11 protein-coding genes are annotated in these 14,614 nt (G+C 72.3%); 5 read left to right on the top strand and 6 right to left on the bottom strand.

The window, feature by feature from the left end:
• Position 1 precedes the first annotated feature (1 nt).
• Positions 2-700, top strand: coding sequence for an NADPH-dependent F420 reductase (locus tag AC060L_RS12115; protein ID WP_483798724.1), 699 nt, complete (start codon positions 2-4; stop codon positions 698-700).
• A 102-nt stretch (positions 701-802) separates the two neighbouring features.
• A complete protein-coding gene (locus tag AC060L_RS12110) occupies positions 803-1,372 on the top strand; it encodes an NAD(P)H-dependent oxidoreductase (RefSeq protein WP_483798667.1) in 570 nt (189 codons plus the stop codon).
• Between the two features lie 180 nt (positions 1,373-1,552).
• Here the strand turns inward: AC060L_RS12110 and AC060L_RS12105 are convergent, their stop codons facing one another.
• The gene (locus AC060L_RS12105) at positions 1,553-2,155 is read right to left on the bottom strand and encodes a TetR/AcrR family transcriptional regulator (RefSeq protein ID WP_483798666.1); all 603 of its coding nucleotides are present in this window, start codon (positions 2,153-2,155) and stop codon (positions 1,553-1,555) included.
• A gap of 232 nt (positions 2,156-2,387) precedes the next feature.
• On the opposite strand from AC060L_RS12105, the gene AC060L_RS12100 reads away from it, so the two are divergent.
• On the top strand, positions 2,388-4,064 hold the full coding sequence (locus AC060L_RS12100; protein ID WP_483798665.1) for an NAD(P)/FAD-dependent oxidoreductase: 1,677 nt from the start codon (positions 2,388-2,390) through the stop codon (positions 4,062-4,064).
• Positions 4,061-5,545 carry an ATP-binding protein gene (locus AC060L_RS12095; protein WP_483798664.1) on the top strand — a complete coding sequence of 495 codons (1,485 nt, stop codon included), beginning with the start codon at positions 4,061-4,063 and terminating at the stop codon, positions 5,543-5,545. The genes AC060L_RS12100 and AC060L_RS12095 overlap by 4 nt, the downstream gene beginning before the upstream one ends.
• A gap of 14 nt (positions 5,546-5,559) precedes the next feature.
• Here AC060L_RS12095 and AC060L_RS12090 read toward each other — a convergent pair whose 3' ends face one another.
• Positions 5,560-6,246, bottom strand: coding sequence for an alpha/beta fold hydrolase (locus AC060L_RS12090; protein ID WP_483798663.1), 687 nt, complete (start codon positions 6,244-6,246; stop codon positions 5,560-5,562).
• A 186-nt stretch (positions 6,247-6,432) separates the two neighbouring features.
• On the opposite strand from AC060L_RS12090, the gene AC060L_RS12085 reads away from it, so the two are divergent.
• Positions 6,433-8,274 carry an amidohydrolase gene (locus AC060L_RS12085; RefSeq protein ID WP_483798662.1) on the top strand — a complete coding sequence of 614 codons (1,842 nt, stop codon included), beginning with the start codon at positions 6,433-6,435 and terminating at the stop codon, positions 8,272-8,274.
• Positions 8,275-8,343: 69 nt separating this feature from the next.
• Here AC060L_RS12085 and AC060L_RS12080 read toward each other — a convergent pair whose 3' ends face one another.
• From AC060L_RS12080 to AC060L_RS12065, 4 genes are all read right to left on the bottom strand, one after another.
• On the bottom strand, positions 8,344-9,363 hold the full coding sequence (locus AC060L_RS12080; RefSeq protein WP_483798661.1) for a TauD/TfdA family dioxygenase: 1,020 nt from the start codon (positions 9,361-9,363) through the stop codon (positions 8,344-8,346).
• A 41-nt stretch (positions 9,364-9,404) separates the two neighbouring features.
• A complete protein-coding gene (locus tag AC060L_RS12075; RefSeq protein WP_483798660.1) occupies positions 9,405-10,463 on the bottom strand; it encodes a hypothetical protein in 1,059 nt (352 codons plus the stop codon).
• Positions 10,464-10,688: 225 nt separating this feature from the next.
• Entirely contained in the window at positions 10,689-13,478 is a 2,790-nt protein-coding gene (locus tag AC060L_RS12070) for a SpoIIE family protein phosphatase (RefSeq protein WP_483798659.1), read from the bottom strand.
• Between the two features lie 118 nt (positions 13,479-13,596).
• On the bottom strand, positions 13,597-14,463 hold the full coding sequence (locus AC060L_RS12065; protein ID WP_483798658.1) for a class I SAM-dependent methyltransferase: 867 nt from the start codon (positions 14,461-14,463) through the stop codon (positions 13,597-13,599).
• Positions 14,464-14,614: the final 151 nt, after the last annotated feature.

Below are 14,614 nucleotides of genomic sequence, written 5' to 3'. Positions count from 1 at the left end.
CATGCGCTACGCGATCCTCGGTACCGGCGCCGTCGGCCGGGTCATGGCCACCAAGCTCGCCTCGCTCGGCCACGAGGTCGTGATCGGCACCCGCGACCCTCAGGCGACGCTGGCCCGCACCACGCCCAGCGTCATGGGCACGCCGCCGTTCGCCCAGTGGCAGCAGACGCACCCGCAGATTCCGCTGACCACCTTCGCCGAGGCCGCCACCGGTGCCGACGTGATCATCAACGCGACCGCCGGCGCCGGCACGCTGGACGCGCTCGAGCACGCCGGGGCCGAGAACCTCGACGGCAAGCTGCTGATCGACATCGCCAACCCGCTGGACTTCTCGCAGGGCATGCCGCCGTCGCTGAACCCGGTCAACACCGACAGCCTCGCCGAGCAGATCCAGCGCGCCTTCCCGAACGCCCGGGTGGTCAAGACGCTGAACACCATGAGCAGCGCGGTCATGGTGAACCCGTCGCTGGTGCCCGGCGAGCACAGCGTCTTCATCTCCGGTGACGACGCGGACGCCAAGAAGGCCGTCACCGAGCTGCTCGTCTCGATCGGCTGGCCGGCCGGCAGCGTGCTGGACCTCGGCGACATCGCCACCGCCCGCGGCACCGAGATGCTGCTGCCGATCTGGCTGCGCCTGCTGGGCACCTTCGGCCACGCGGACTTCAACTTCCAGATCCAGAACGCCCGCAGCAACGCCTGACGCTCCGCCACCCCGCAACACCACCCCCTGGCACCACCCCCCTAGTACCACCGACGCCGTAGCACCGTCCACGCCACACGCACCTCAGGAGTACCGCGTCAGATGTCCGCTCCCCGCACCCTGGTGATCGTCGCCCACCCCCGGCTGGCCGGTTCCCGGATCACCGCCCGGCTGGCCGACGCCGCCCACGGCCTCGGCCATGTGACGGTCCACGACATCGTCGCCGCGTACCCCGACGGCCGGATCGACGTGGCCCACGAGCACCGGCTGCTGCGCGAGCACGACGTGATCGTGTGGCAGTTCCCGTGGCACTGGTACTCCGTCCCGGCGGTGCTCAAGGCCTGGATCGACGAGGTCCTCTCCTACGGCTTCGCGTACGGCCCGGGCGGCACCGCGCTGCACGGCAAGACGCTGCAGCTGGTCACCTCCACCGGCGGCCCGGAGCAGGCGTACTCCCCCGACGGGCACAACCGCTTCACCATCGAGCAGCTGCTGCTGCCGATCAGCGCGACCGCGCACCTGACGGGCCTGCGCCTCGCCGAGCCGCTGGTGCTGTTCGGCGCCTCCCGGATCTCCGACGCCGAGCTGGCCGGGTACGGCGAGCGCTACCGCGCGCTGCTGGCCGGCCGTCCGGCCGAACTGAGCCCGGCACTGAGCCCGGCCGGACGCTGACCCGGGTCGGGGAACCGAGGACGCCGCCTCGGCGCCCGACCACCGCGCAGCGCCCGACCGTCCGGCGTCCGGCCGAACTGAGCCCGACCGGATGCCGAGCACCGGGCGAGCGGCCGACCGATACCCCGGTCGGCCGCTCGCGCATGCCCGGACTCATTCCTGCTGGGCCCCTGGTCGGACTCAGCCCCGCTCGGGCCGCAACCCGGCGAGTACCAGGTCGACCGCCGCCTCGGCCCAGCCCGCACGGTTCACGTACCCGGCCATGTAGTCGGCGTAGAGCGGGCCGAGCAGTATCGAGGTCGCGGCCTCCAGGTCGGCGTCCGCGCGGATCTCCCCGCGCTCGCGCGCCGCCGTCAGCAGATCGCGCAGCAGCGCCCGGCGCGGCAGCACGGTGCGTTCACGCAGCATCGCGAGCAGCTCCGGGGTGTGCGCCTCCTCGGCCAGGCAGGTGCCGATCAGCGCCATGCCGCGCACCAGCTCGACGGTGCCGCCGAGGTCGTTCAGCACCGAGACCAGATCGGCCCTGGTCTCGCCGGTGGCGGCCGGGCTGCGGGTCATCCGGATCGACTCCAGCGCGGCGGTGACCAGGTTGCCCTTGCTCTTCCAGCGCAGATGGATGGTCGACTTGCTCACCCCGGCCGCGGCGGCCACCTGGTCGAGCGTCATCCGGACGAAGCCCTGGGAGGCCAGGAGTTCCAGGGCGGCCTCAAGGATCGCCGTGTCCTTCTCCGCCGACCGTGGCCGTCCCGCGCCCTTCGTCCGGTCCATGCTGCGCTCGCTCATTCCGGCAGGATAACCGCATCCCGCCCCGAACCGTTCGGTACGAACTGATGGCCGTACGCCGCCACTCCGGCCGGTGGGGCGGCCGGACGCTCCCGGAGCGGGCCGACAGTGGGACCGGCGGCGGCCCGGCAGCGAGGCCGGCAGCGTCCCGGCGGTAGGCCGGAGCACCGGTCGGCGGGCACACTGGAAGGGCTGTTCCCCTGGAGCCGGCGACAGTCCTGGACGGTGGGCCATGCCAGAGGTCACTGATGCGGCGCGGACCGTGATTATGACCGTGGACGACGATCCCGCGGTGTCCCGTGCGGTCGCCCGCGACCTGCGCCGTCGCTACGGGAGCGAGCACCGGGTGGTCCGCGCGGAGTCCGGCGCGTCGGCGCTGGAGGCGTTGCGCGAGCTGAAGCTGCGGGGCGCGCCGGTGGCGGTGATCCTGGCGGACTACCGGATGCCCCTGATGAACGGCATCGAGTTCCTCGAGGAGGCGCTCGATCTCTACCCGGGAGCCAGGCGGGTGCTGCTGACCGCCTACGCCGACACCGACGCCGCGATCGACGCGATCAACGTCGTCGACCTCGACCACTACCTGCTCAAGCCGTGGGAACCGCCCGAGGAGAAGCTGTACCCGGTGGTGGACGACCTGCTGGAGTCGTGGCGGGCCAGCGACGGCCTGGCCGTGGACACCACGAAGGTCGTCGGGCACCGCTGGTCGGCCAGGTCCTCGCAGATCCGCGAGTTCCTGGCCCGCAACCAGGTGCCGTACCGGTGGTACTCCAGCGAGGAGCCGGAGGGCATCCGCCTGCTGGCCGCCGCAGGGCTGGACCCGCGGCGGCTGCCGCTCGTGGTGCCGCCGGACGGCACGGTGCTCGTGGAACCCGAGGAACGCGACCTGGCCGCCCACGTCGGGCTGTCGACCACCCCGGCGGCGGACTTCTACGACCTGGTCATCGTCGGCGGCGGCCCCGCCGGGCTCGGCGCGGCCGTCTACGGCGCCTCGGAGGGCCTGCGCACCGTCCTGGTGGAGCGGGAGGCGACCGGCGGCCAGGCCGGGCAGAGCTCGCGCATCGAGAACTACCTGGGCTTCCCCGACGGGGTCTCCGGCGCGCAGCTCACCGACCGGGCGCGCCGCCAGGCCACGAAGTTCGGCGCGGAGCTGCTCACGGCGGCCAAGGTCACCGGGCTGGAGGTGAACGGGGCGGCCCGCACGCTGCGCTTCGCCGACGGCTCCGCCGTCTCGGCCCAGGCCGTGATCCTGGCGACGGGCGTGTCGTACCGGCAGCTGGACGTGCCGGGAGTCGCCGAGCTGACCGGGCGCGGGGTCTACTACGGCTCGGCGCTGACCGAGGCGGCCGCCTGCCAGGGGCAGGACGTGTTCATCGTGGGCGGGGCGAACTCCGCCGGCCAGGCCGCGATGTTCCTCACCCACCACGCCCGGAAGGTCACCCTGCTGGTGCGGGCACCGGAGCTGGCCGCCTCGATGTCCTTCTACCTGCTCCAGCGGGTCGAGGACTCCCCCGCCATCTCCGTGCGCACCGGCACGGTCGTCGAGGCGGCGCACGGCAGGGAGCACCTGGAGGGGCTGACCCTGCGCGACCGGGTGACCGGGCGGTCCGAGGCCGTCGACGCACAGTGGCTCTACGTCTTCATCGGCGCGGAGCCGCTGACCGACTGGCTGGACGGCACGCTGCTCAGGGACCCCCGCGGTTTCGTGCTGACCGGCCCCGATCTGAGCGCCGACGGGCGCCCGCCGGCCGGCTGGGCGCTCGACCGCGCTCCCTATCACCTGGAGACCAGCGTGCCAGGGGTGTTCGCGGCCGGAGACGTGCGCGCGGAGTCCGCCAAACGGGTCGCCTCCGCGGTCGGCGAGGGCGCCATGGCCGTCATGCTCGCGCACCGGTACCTGGAGCAGTCATGACCACCGCCCGCCCGCCGGACTGCGACGAGCAGGAGCTGCGGACGCTCTTCCTGTTCGAGAAGCTGACACCGGAGCAACTCGCCCAGCTCTGCCGGGACGGCCACGTGGAGTGCTTCGACCCCGGGCCCGTGTACCGGGAGGGCGATCCGGCCGTGAACTTCTACGTGCTGGTCCAGGGCACCGTGCTGCTCTCGCGCCGCGTCGGCGGCCAGGAGGTGGACGTCAGCCGCACCTCCGCGCCCGGGGTGTACGCCGGCGCCTTCCAGGCGTACCTGGGCGACCAGGTGCCGCAGGTGTACAACAACTCGCTGCGGGTCACCGAGCCGTCCCGGTTCTTCGTCCTCCCCGCGGAGGCCTTCGCGCGGATCATGCGGGAATGGTTCCCGATGGCCGTCCACCTGCTGGAGGGCCTCTTCTTCGGATTCAAGAACACCCAGGAGGCGATCGGGCAGCGGGAGCGGCTGCTGGCCCTCGGGACGGTGACGGCCGGGCTCACCCACGAGCTGAACAACCCCGCGGCCGCCGCCGTGCGCGCCACCTCCGCGCTGCGGGAGCGCGTCGCCACGGCTCGCAGGGAGCTGGCCGCGCTCGCGGCCGAGCCGGGCCGGGGCGAGTGCCTGGCGCAGCTGAGCGAGCTTCAGGACCTGACCGTCGGCCGGATCGGGCAGGCCCCGCCGCTCAGCCCGCTGCAGGCCGCCGACCGGGAGGACGAGGTCGGCGACTGGCTGGCCGAGCACGAGGTCGCCGACGGCTGGGAGCTCGCGCCGGTCCTCGTCCAGGCGGGTCTGGGAACCGACTGGCTGGACCGGATCGCGGGTGTGCTGCCCGGCGAGGTCCTCGGCAGCGCGGTGAACTGGCTGACCTGCACGGTCGAGGCCGAACTGCTGCTGAACGAGATCGAGGACGCGACCCACCGCGTCTCCGCGCTGGTCGGGGCGGCGAAGCAGTACACGCAGCTGGACCGGGCCCCGTACCAGAGCGCGGACGTCCACGAGTTGCTGGACAGCACGCTGTTGCTGCTCGCCGCGAAGATCGGCCCGGACATCACGGTCGTGCGCGAGTACGACCGCACGCTGCCCAAGGTCCCCGGCTACCCCGGCGAGCTGAACCAGGTCTGGACGAACCTGATCGACAACGCCACCTGGGCCATGCGCAGCACCGGAGCCGGCGACGGCACCCTCACCGTCCGGACCGCGCGGGACGGCGAGTGGGTGCTGGTCGAGTTCCGCGACACCGGCCCCGGCGTGCCCGCCGACGTCCAGGACCGGGTCTTCGACCCGTTCTTCACCACCAAACCGGTCGGCGAGGGCACCGGCCTGGGCCTGGACGTCTCCTGGCGCATCATCGTCAACCGGCACGGCGGCGACCTGCGCCTGGAGTCCGCGCCGGGCGACACCCGCTTCCAGGTCCGCCTCCCGATCCACCCGGCCGCCGACCCCGCCGACCCCGCCGCGACCGACGCCCCGCCGGAGCAGGCCTGAGGCGATCGGCGGTGCTATGCCTCAAGGGTCTTCGCGGCGTCGCGGATCACGTCGAGGACGAAGTCGGGGTGCGAGAGCATCGGCACGTGGCTGCTGCCGACGTCGTAGGTCTTCGCGCCCATGCGCTCCGCGGCGGCCCGCTCCAGGTCCGGGTTCACGGTGCGGTCGTTGTTGGCGACGATGTACCAGCTCGGCTTCGTGCGCCAGGCCGTACCGGGAACCTGCTGGCTGAACAGGTCCGGGACCGGCACGGCACCCGTCGCGAGGACGAGCTTCTGCTCGGCTGCCGGCAGATCGCCGCAGAAGTCGCCGATGCCCGACTCGAGGAGCCAGATGCGGCCGTCGGCGACGTCGATGTGCTCGAACAGGGGCGTGCGCGCGAACTTCTCCTGCTGGTCCTGCGAGGTCTCGTCCTCGTCGGGGGCGAGCGCGGCGATGTAGACCAGCGCGCCCACGCGGTCGTGGATGCCGGCCTTGGTGATCAGGGTGCCGCCATAGGAGTGACCGACGAGCACGACGGGGCCGGGCACGTGGTTGATGGCGCGGGTGACGCACGCGACGTCGCCCTCGAGTGAATCGAGGCCGTGCTGCGAGCTGAAGACCTCGTGCCCTTCCGCCTGGAGCGCGGGGATGAGTTTGCCGAAGCACGACCCGTCGGCCCAGAGTCCGTGGGCGAAGACGATGCTGGCCTTGCTGGTCATGGTTTTCCCTTTTCGTAGACGCCTGGCCGCGAGGGCATGACTACACCGAGTGCCCACGTTATTACCGTTCGCAGTGACCCGCGACCGCCGCTCGACCGGATTCGCCTGCCGCAGTTCATGTTCATGCCCAGATGGCCTTGGGTAGGCAACGGTGCACTGAACGTAAGCGGCGGGGAGGAGATCGGAATGAACGGTCAGCCGGTAGGGGCGACGGACGCCGGCGGCGTCCAGGCTGTGGCGCCGTACGACGAAGCTGATGTCATCTTCCACGGCGGTGAGATCGTGACGGTCGCCGCCGACACCCGGGAATCCGCCCCAGGCCCCGAGGCGGTGGCCGTCAAGGACGGAGTCATCGTCCACGTCGGCGACTACCGGGACGCCGTCGCTCGCTGGCAAGGCGCCCGAACACAGCTGCGCGACCTCGGGGACCGCGCACTGCTGCCCGGATTCATCGACGCCCACGGCCACCTGGGCGGCATCGGCCTGCAGGCCACGCTCGCGAACCTGCTGGCCGCCCCCGACGGGGACGTCACCGACATCGCCTCGCTCCAGGAGAAGCTGCGCGCGTGGGCGAAGACACCCGTGGGCGCCTTCTCCAAGTGGATCATCGGGTTCGGCTACGACGACGCCATGCTGGCCGAAGGCCGCCACCCCACGCGGGAGGACCTGGACGCGGTGTCCACCACCCGCCCGGTGCTGGCCATCCACCAGTCCTTCCACCTCGGAGCGGTGAACAGCCGAGGCCTGCGGGAGCTGGGCTACACCAAGGCCACCGCGGACCCGGACGGCGGCGTCATCCGTCGCCAACCCGGCGCCGTGGCCCGGCCGTACGGCGAGCCCAACGGCGTGCTGGAGGAGACCGCGTTCAACCCTGCCTCCGAAAAGGCCACCAAGGGCCTGCCGTTGACCGCCCTGGCCGCCCTCTTCGGCAAGGGCGTGGCAGCAGCCGCGAGCTTCGGCTTCACGACCGTCCAGGAGGGCGGCGCCACGCTGGAGAACCTCCAGGCGCTGCGGGATGCCGCAGCCGTCGTGCCGTTCAAGATCGACGTCGTCGCCTACGCGCGGGCCGACGAGGCGACGGCCTCGCCGGAGGCGGATCCGGTCGGTGCGAGCCAGGAGTACCGGCGGGGCGTGCGGGCGGCCGGGGTGAAGATGTACCTGGACGGATCCCCGCAGGGCAGGACGGCCTGGCTCACCGAGCCGTACGAGGAGCGGCCGGAGGGCACACCCGAGGGCTACCGCGGCTACCCCACCATCGAGGACCCCAAGGTCGTGCTCGACCAGGTGCGCACCGCGTACGCCAAGGGCTGGCAGGTGCTGGCCCACGTCAACGGGGACGCCGCGATCGACCAGTTCATCGAGGCCGTCGAGACCGCCGCCAGGGACGTCGCTGCCGGGGATGCCGGGGACGCCGGCGCCGACGACCGGCGGACGGTGGCGATCCACGCCCAGACCGCCCGGGAGGACCAGATCGAGGACTTCGCCCGCCTGGGTGTCATCCCGTCCTTCTTCTCCATGCACACCTACTACTGGGGGGACTGGTACCGGGACACCGTCCTCGGACCGGAGCGGGCCGCGACCATCTCCCCGGCTCGCTGGGCCGTCGACCGCCAGATGATCTACACCTCGCACCACGACGCCCCGGTGGCCCTGCCCAACTCGATCGCCATCCTGTCCAGCCAGGTCACCCGCCGCACCCGCACCGACCAGGTCGTCATCGGGCCCGAGCAGTGCGTGTCGGCCCTGGACGCCGTCAAGTCCATCACCATCAACGCCGCCCACCAGTACTTCGAACAGGATCGCAAGGGCAGCATCGAGGTCGGCAAGCTCGCCGACCTGGTGATCCTCTCCGCGAATCCGCTGACGGTTCCCCCGGACGAGATCCAGGACATCAAGGTCGTGGAGACCATCAAGGAGGGAACCACCGTCCACTCCGCCACCGCCACCGCCACCGCCACCGCGAGCAGCGAGGAGCCCGAGTCCGGATTCGAAGTCCCGACCAACTACCAGTGGCACGGCTGCTGCTGACGGCCCTGCAGTCGGCATCCCGGGTGTGCGGCTGTGGTGCGGCGGCTGTTGTGCGGCCGCACCGGCCGGTCAGCGGGCGAGGACGTGACCGTCGTCGGGGCGGTGGTCGCGGGAGCGGCGCAAGTCGGTGGTGACGTAGGTGCGTTGCAGCCACCGGTCCGCTCCGTCGTACCGGGGGTGGAATGCGGTGCGGCCGTGGACGGTGACGCGGTTGTCGATGATGACCAGGTCGCCGGGCGTCAGGTGCAGGGTGCGGGCGCTCGTCTCGCAGGCGCGGCCGAACTCGGCCAGCGCCGCGGTGGCCCGAGGGGTGAGCGGGGTGGTGACGAGTTGGGCCATCCGGATGTCGGGGTCTTCGGCCGCTCCCGACAGCACCGGTCGGGGCTGCGCCTCGGGCTCGCTCGCGGCAGCACCGGGGGCGGAGGAGGGGGCGAAGGAGGGCGGTGGTGTGGTGATGAACTCCGGCGCGAACAGGGCCTCGCGGCCGGCCGGGGTGAGCAGCGGAAGTGCTTCGCGCAGACCGGCGACGCGCATGCCGGCGGTCCGGTCGTGGTCGGCGCGCAGGCACAGGAAGACCACGTAGTCGGGCGGGTGGGGGTGGAAGCCGTTCTCGGTGTGGAAGGAGAGCGGCACCGATCCGGCGTTGCCGTGGAAGGTCTCCTGCCCGGGTACGGGCACGACGTCCTGCACCAGGGCGCCGGACTTCTCGGCCTGGTAGGCGAGCGGATCGCCCAGCCCGCAGGCCACCATGGTGAGCACCGCGGCCGGGACGGTGGCCTGGCGCTGGACCGAGCCGGGTACGGCCGGTGTCGCGGGCAGGGCCGCCGGATCGACGGGCAGGCCGCCGATCACCAGCGTGCCGCGCGGGCCGGAGTGCCTGCGGAACCGGCGCACCGCACGGCGCAGCGGTAGTGGAAGGTCCTCCCAGGCGTCCCGGGCCCGGGCCACCCATCCGGGGCTGTCGATCCGGTCGTGCCCGCCGGCGCACAGGGTGCGGGCCAGTTTCTCGCACGCGCCGGCGTCGGCGGGATCGAGGTTCCAGTCGGCGGCTGCGGTGGGTCGGGTGGTGCCGGGCGTCGTCTCGGGCATCAGGCTCTCCTGCCGGGGGTGCGGGCGGCGGACGCGCGGACTCAGGAGTGGCGCAGGCCGGCCACGGCGTCGGCGACGTAGTGGTCCCCGAATCGGATCAGGGAGGCGTACTGGGCCGCACGGCGGTGGCGCATGAGCCGTAGTTCGGCAACGGCGTTGTCCGGGCCTTCGGGTTTCTGCGCGATGGAACGACGAAGGTGCACCATCGAGTACGCCAGGGTGACGTGCCGTTCGGCGTCCACGATGTCGGCTTCCAGCAGCGCGCCCCGTGCCTCGGCCAGCTCCGGGGCCCGGGCCGCCAGGTGCTCGTAGGGGTCGGGAACCACCGACAGCAGGTCCTTCATCGCCGCCCGGAACAGCTTGTAGCCGCGATGCTGACGCCCGCTCAACGGGACGTCCACCGAGGGCGGCGCCATGGTGTGGCGGATCGCCGCCATGTAGTAGTCGGCCGGGATCGTACTGGCGTGGTTCATGGCCGCCGGGAACCCGCGCACGTACACCGTCGCATCCGCCAGCCGCAGCAGCGCGGCATCGGTGTCGCCGTCCAGCAGGCGGCGGGTGGCGTCGGCCACGGCGACGGCCGCGCAGACGTTGAACAGGACGTGGACCTGGTGCCCGATGAGCCAACGAGCACTCCACACGCTCTCCAACGCACTCGCCGATGCACTGACCGATGCACTGGCCGGCGCACTGGCCGACGCACTGGCCGACGTCGCCCCCGCAGCGGACTCAGGGACGGCCACCGGCGCGGCGGCGTCAGGGTCGGCGCCTGGCGCCGCACCGGTGAGGTCGAGCACCGACTGCCGCATCCCGGCCACCTCCAGGGCCAGGTCGGCACCCGACAGCGGAGCCTCGCACAGGTCCTCCAGGCCGCGGTGGACGACCAGGGCGCCGTGCAGGGCGGCCTGCTGATCCGACAGCTCCACCTCGCGGACCCGGAAGTACGACTGACTGATCGACTCCGCCGGTACGCGCTCACCGACCACGGCCGGCGCCAGCGCCGACAGCGCGGCGACCAACTCACCGGCCACCGCAGTGGCCTGGCGCAGCGCGGCGGCCCGCTCGACAGGTCTGGCATGGGTCGCCAGCCCGGCCAGCACCCGAGCGGCCCGCTTCGCCTCGACGGCAACCCGCGGGCCCAGCCTCGGGACAGGCTGCCCGCCCCGGGGCTCACGGAAGACAGCGACAGCAGGATGACCGGCAACCGGCGATAAGCCCATGGTTGATATCTTTCGCCAGGGACATGCCATCCGAAACCCTGATCCGCACGACGATTCCCCTCCGCTGAGCCGGAGTTGGCCGGCAGCCTGCGCTGCGGCGCCCGCTCACGGCGAGGGCAGCGGGACGGCGTGTGGGCCCTCGTGGTGCTGCGGGGTCTCCTGGTGCTGCGGGGTCTCGTGGCGCTGCGGCGGGGTCAGGGTGCGGACCGAGGTGGGGAAGGCCTGTTCGGCCCAGATGATCTTGCCGTGCGGTGTGTAGCGGGTGCCCCAGTGCTCGGTGAGCTGGGCCACCAGGAAGAGGCCGCGGCCGCCCTCGTCGGTGCTCGCCGCATACGTCAGGTGCGGCGAGGTGTTGCTGCCGTCGGAGACCTCCAGGATCAGACTGCGGTCGCACAGCAGCCGGACCCGCACCGGCTCCGAGCCGTAGCGGATGGCGTTGGTGACCAGCTCGCTCAGGGCGAGCTCGGTGGCGAAGGAGAGCTCGCCCAGGCCCCAGTCGTCCAGCGCCGCCGCGCTCCACGCCCGGATGTCGGCGACGGCGGCCGGATCGGACGGCACGTCGCGCTCGGCGATCCGCTCCGGGCCGAGCACCCTGGTCCTGGCGATCAGCAGTGCCACGTCGTCCTGCGGGTGCTCCGGCAGCAGCGCGTCCAGCACCACCTGGCAGTTCTCCTCCGGATCCCGGCCGCGCTGCGACAGCGCCGCGCGCAGCAGCTCCATGCCGACGTCGAAGTCCCGGGTGCGCTCCTCGATCAGGCCGTCGGTGTAGAGCACGATCTGGGTGCCCTCGGCCAGCTGCACCTGGGCCGTCTCGTACGGCATCCCGCCCGCGCCCAGCGGCGGGCCGGTCGGCAGCTCCGGGAAGACGACCCTGCCGTCGGGGTCGACCAGCGCGGGCGGCGGGTGGCCGGCGGTCGCGATGGTGCAGAGCCGGGAGGTCGGATCGTAGATCGCGTACAGGCAGGTGGCGCCGGTGACGCCGGTGCCGCTGCCGCCCTCGCTCTCCTCCTGCTCGCTCTCCTCCTGGTCGATCCGGTTGACCAGCTCGTCGAGGTGGCCGAGCACCTCGTTGGGCGGTACGTCGAGGGCGGAGAAGTTGTGCACGGCGGTGCGCAGCCGACCCATGGTCGCGGCGGCGTGCAGCCCGTGGCCGACCACGTCGCCCACCACCAGGGCGACCCGGCTGCCGGGCAGCGGGATCACGTCGAACCAGTCGCCGCTCACGCCGGACTGCGCGGGCAGATAACGGTGGGCGACCTCCAGCGCGCTCTGGTCGGGCAGGGCGCGCGGCAGCAGGCTGCGCTGCAGGGTCACCGCCATGGCGTGCTCGCGGGTGTAGCGGCGGGCGTTGTCGATGCTGACGGCGGCCCGCGCGACCAGCTCCTCGGCCAGCGAGCGGTCGTCGTCGTCGAACGGCTCGGGCTTCTGGGACCGCCAGAAGTTGACCACACCCAGGATGATGCCGCGCGCCTTCAGCGGCGTGGTGATGAGCGTGTGGACGCCGTAGTCCAGGATCCGCCCGGCCCACTCCGGGTCCTGGGCGTGCCAGCCGTGCGCGACTTCGAGATCGGGGACGACCTGCGAGCGGCCGCTGTCGAAACCACGGGCCATCGGGGAGGACGGGACGAAGGCGGTCAGCCGGCCGCACGGGTAGAACGGGTGGTCGTCGCGGATGCCGTGGACGGCGGTGCGGCGCAGGTTGACGGCGCCGCCGGTGGGCTCGTCGCCCAGCAGCACCGGGTCGGCGAGGTCGACGGTGACGAAGTCCGCGAAGCCGGGCACCGTGACCCGGGCCAGCTCCTGGGCGGTGCGCTCGACGTCGAGCGTGGTCCCGATGCCGACGCCGGCTTCGTACAGCAGCGCGAGGCGCCGGCCGGCCACCTCGGCCTTGCCGGAGAGGGCGAGCAGCTCGGTGGAGTCGCGGATGGTCGCGACCGTGCCCATGGCACGGCTGTGCGGGTCGGTCGGCCGCTGGTTGACCGCGACGAGCCGGCTGCCGACGTGGAGCAGCTCGTCGGTGACCGCCCGGCCCGACAGCAGCAGCTCGACGGTCTCGGGGGTGAGGCCCTCGATGTCGCCCAGGTGCCGGCCCTCGGCCTGGGCGGGCAGGCCCAGCAGTTCGCGTGCCTCGTCGTTGGCCAGCAGCAGCTGCCCGTCCTGTCCGACGATGATCACGCCCTCGCGCACCGCGTGCAGGACGGCGTTGTGGTGCTCGTACATCCGGGCGAGCTCGCCGGGGTCCATGCCGCGGGTCTGACGCTTCACCCGGCGGGCGATCAGCGCGGTGCCGGTGGTGGCGATCGCGACGGCGGCGCCGCCGATACCGAGGATCAGCGGCAGCTGCCGGTTGTCGGCGGCGGTGACGTTCTTGACCTTGAGCCCGGCCGAGACCAGGGCGGGTATCGAACCGTCCGGCGCGGTCACCGGGACGGTCGCCTGGACCTCGTGGCCCAACGGACCGTGCACGCTCTCGGTGTAGATCTGCCCGTGGAGGGACGGGCCGATGGTGCCGACGAACCGCTGGCCGATCTCGCTCGGCAGCGGGTGCGTGTAGCGGATTCCCTGGTCGTTCATGACGACGATGAAGTCGACGCCGGCCACCTTGCGGGTGGCCTCGGTGATCGGCTGGAGAATCGCCGAGGGATCGGGCGACTTGAGCGCGGCGAGCAGACCGGGGGAATGCGCGAAGGTCTCCGCGACCGCGATCGACCTGTTCCTGGCCTCGGTATCGGTGCTCCGCCGGGACTCCAGGACCTGTGCCAGGATCGCCCCGAGCACGAGGAGGACCACGACCACGAGTTCGAGGGCGAATACCTGAGTGGCTACGCTCCGTCGATTTCTCGCGTTCAGTGGCTTTCTGGATACGATCCGCGATCGGTCGGCGTCTTCGACCATGGTGTCATTTCTAGCACCATGCCGTGATATTTCGGGCAGGCTGCCTTCGCCGTCTCACCCCTCGGATTCCCGCCGTCCGTCCGCAACCTCGGCCCCGGACACCCACGGGCCAGAACACCTACCACCCCTGTTGCCCGGCCGTGACGACGTAGTAGTCGAGGATCCCGCGCTCGTAGGCGCGCAGGAAGTTCCGCGGCCAGGTCTCCGGGGCCCACCACCGGCCGAGCCAGAGGTCCCAGCCGGGCCAGACGTGTTGACCGATCGGCTCGACGCGCACCTCGATCAACCCGGCCCCGGTGAGCGCGTCGGTGAGCGCGCGCACCGGGCGGGCGACGTCCAGGCCGTTCGCGAACGTCTCCAGCAGTCCGGCGAGTTCGACGGGCCGCTCGGGCGCGTCGTCGGCGGTGAAGAAGCTGGCGACGGCGACCCGGCCGCCCGGCCGCAGGACCCGCGCGGTCTCCGCCGCGAAGGCGACGACGTCCGGGAAGTGCTGGGCGGCCTCCACACTGATCACGGCGTCGAACTCGCCGTCCCCGAACGGCATTCGCTCGGCCGCCCCCTGGACGAAGCGCAGCCGGCCCGGGCCGTCGCGGAGCATCGCGGCCTGCGCGGCCTGGGCGCGCTGCAGCTGGGCGGGGTGGATGTCCATGCCGGTGACGGCTGCGGGGCCGTACTCCCGTAGGGCCAGCGCGCAGCCCATGCCGAGCCCGCAGCCCACCTCCAGGAGCGTCGACTCCCCCGGCAGTCCTGCGGCGCCCGGACCTGCGGCGCCCGGACCCGCGGCGTCCAGACCTGCGGCGTCCAGACCTGCGGCGTCCAGGACGTGCCGGTAGAGGTCCTCCTGGCTGCGGATCCGCAGCGCCTCATCGACGGGGCGGCTCAGGTCGATGGCCCGCCAGTACCCGAAGTTGATGAACCCGCCGGCGAACATCGGGGCCTGGCTCAGGTCAGCCGGACCGTACGTCTCGCGCACCGCGGCGCTCATGGCGGGATCCGCCTGCCGTTTGCCGTCAACCACCGTGCCTCACCTGCCGAGTTCGTGACCGTCGTCTGGTGCGCGGTCCTTCGGGCTCGTGCCGACGTCCGCCAGGATCGCACGACCTGACAACGCCGTGCACAGCGAACGGGTGACGGGC

This window comes from Kitasatospora sp. NEAU-69 (assembly GCF_057158765.1).
This window is presented reverse-complemented; position numbering and strand designations above follow the sequence as displayed.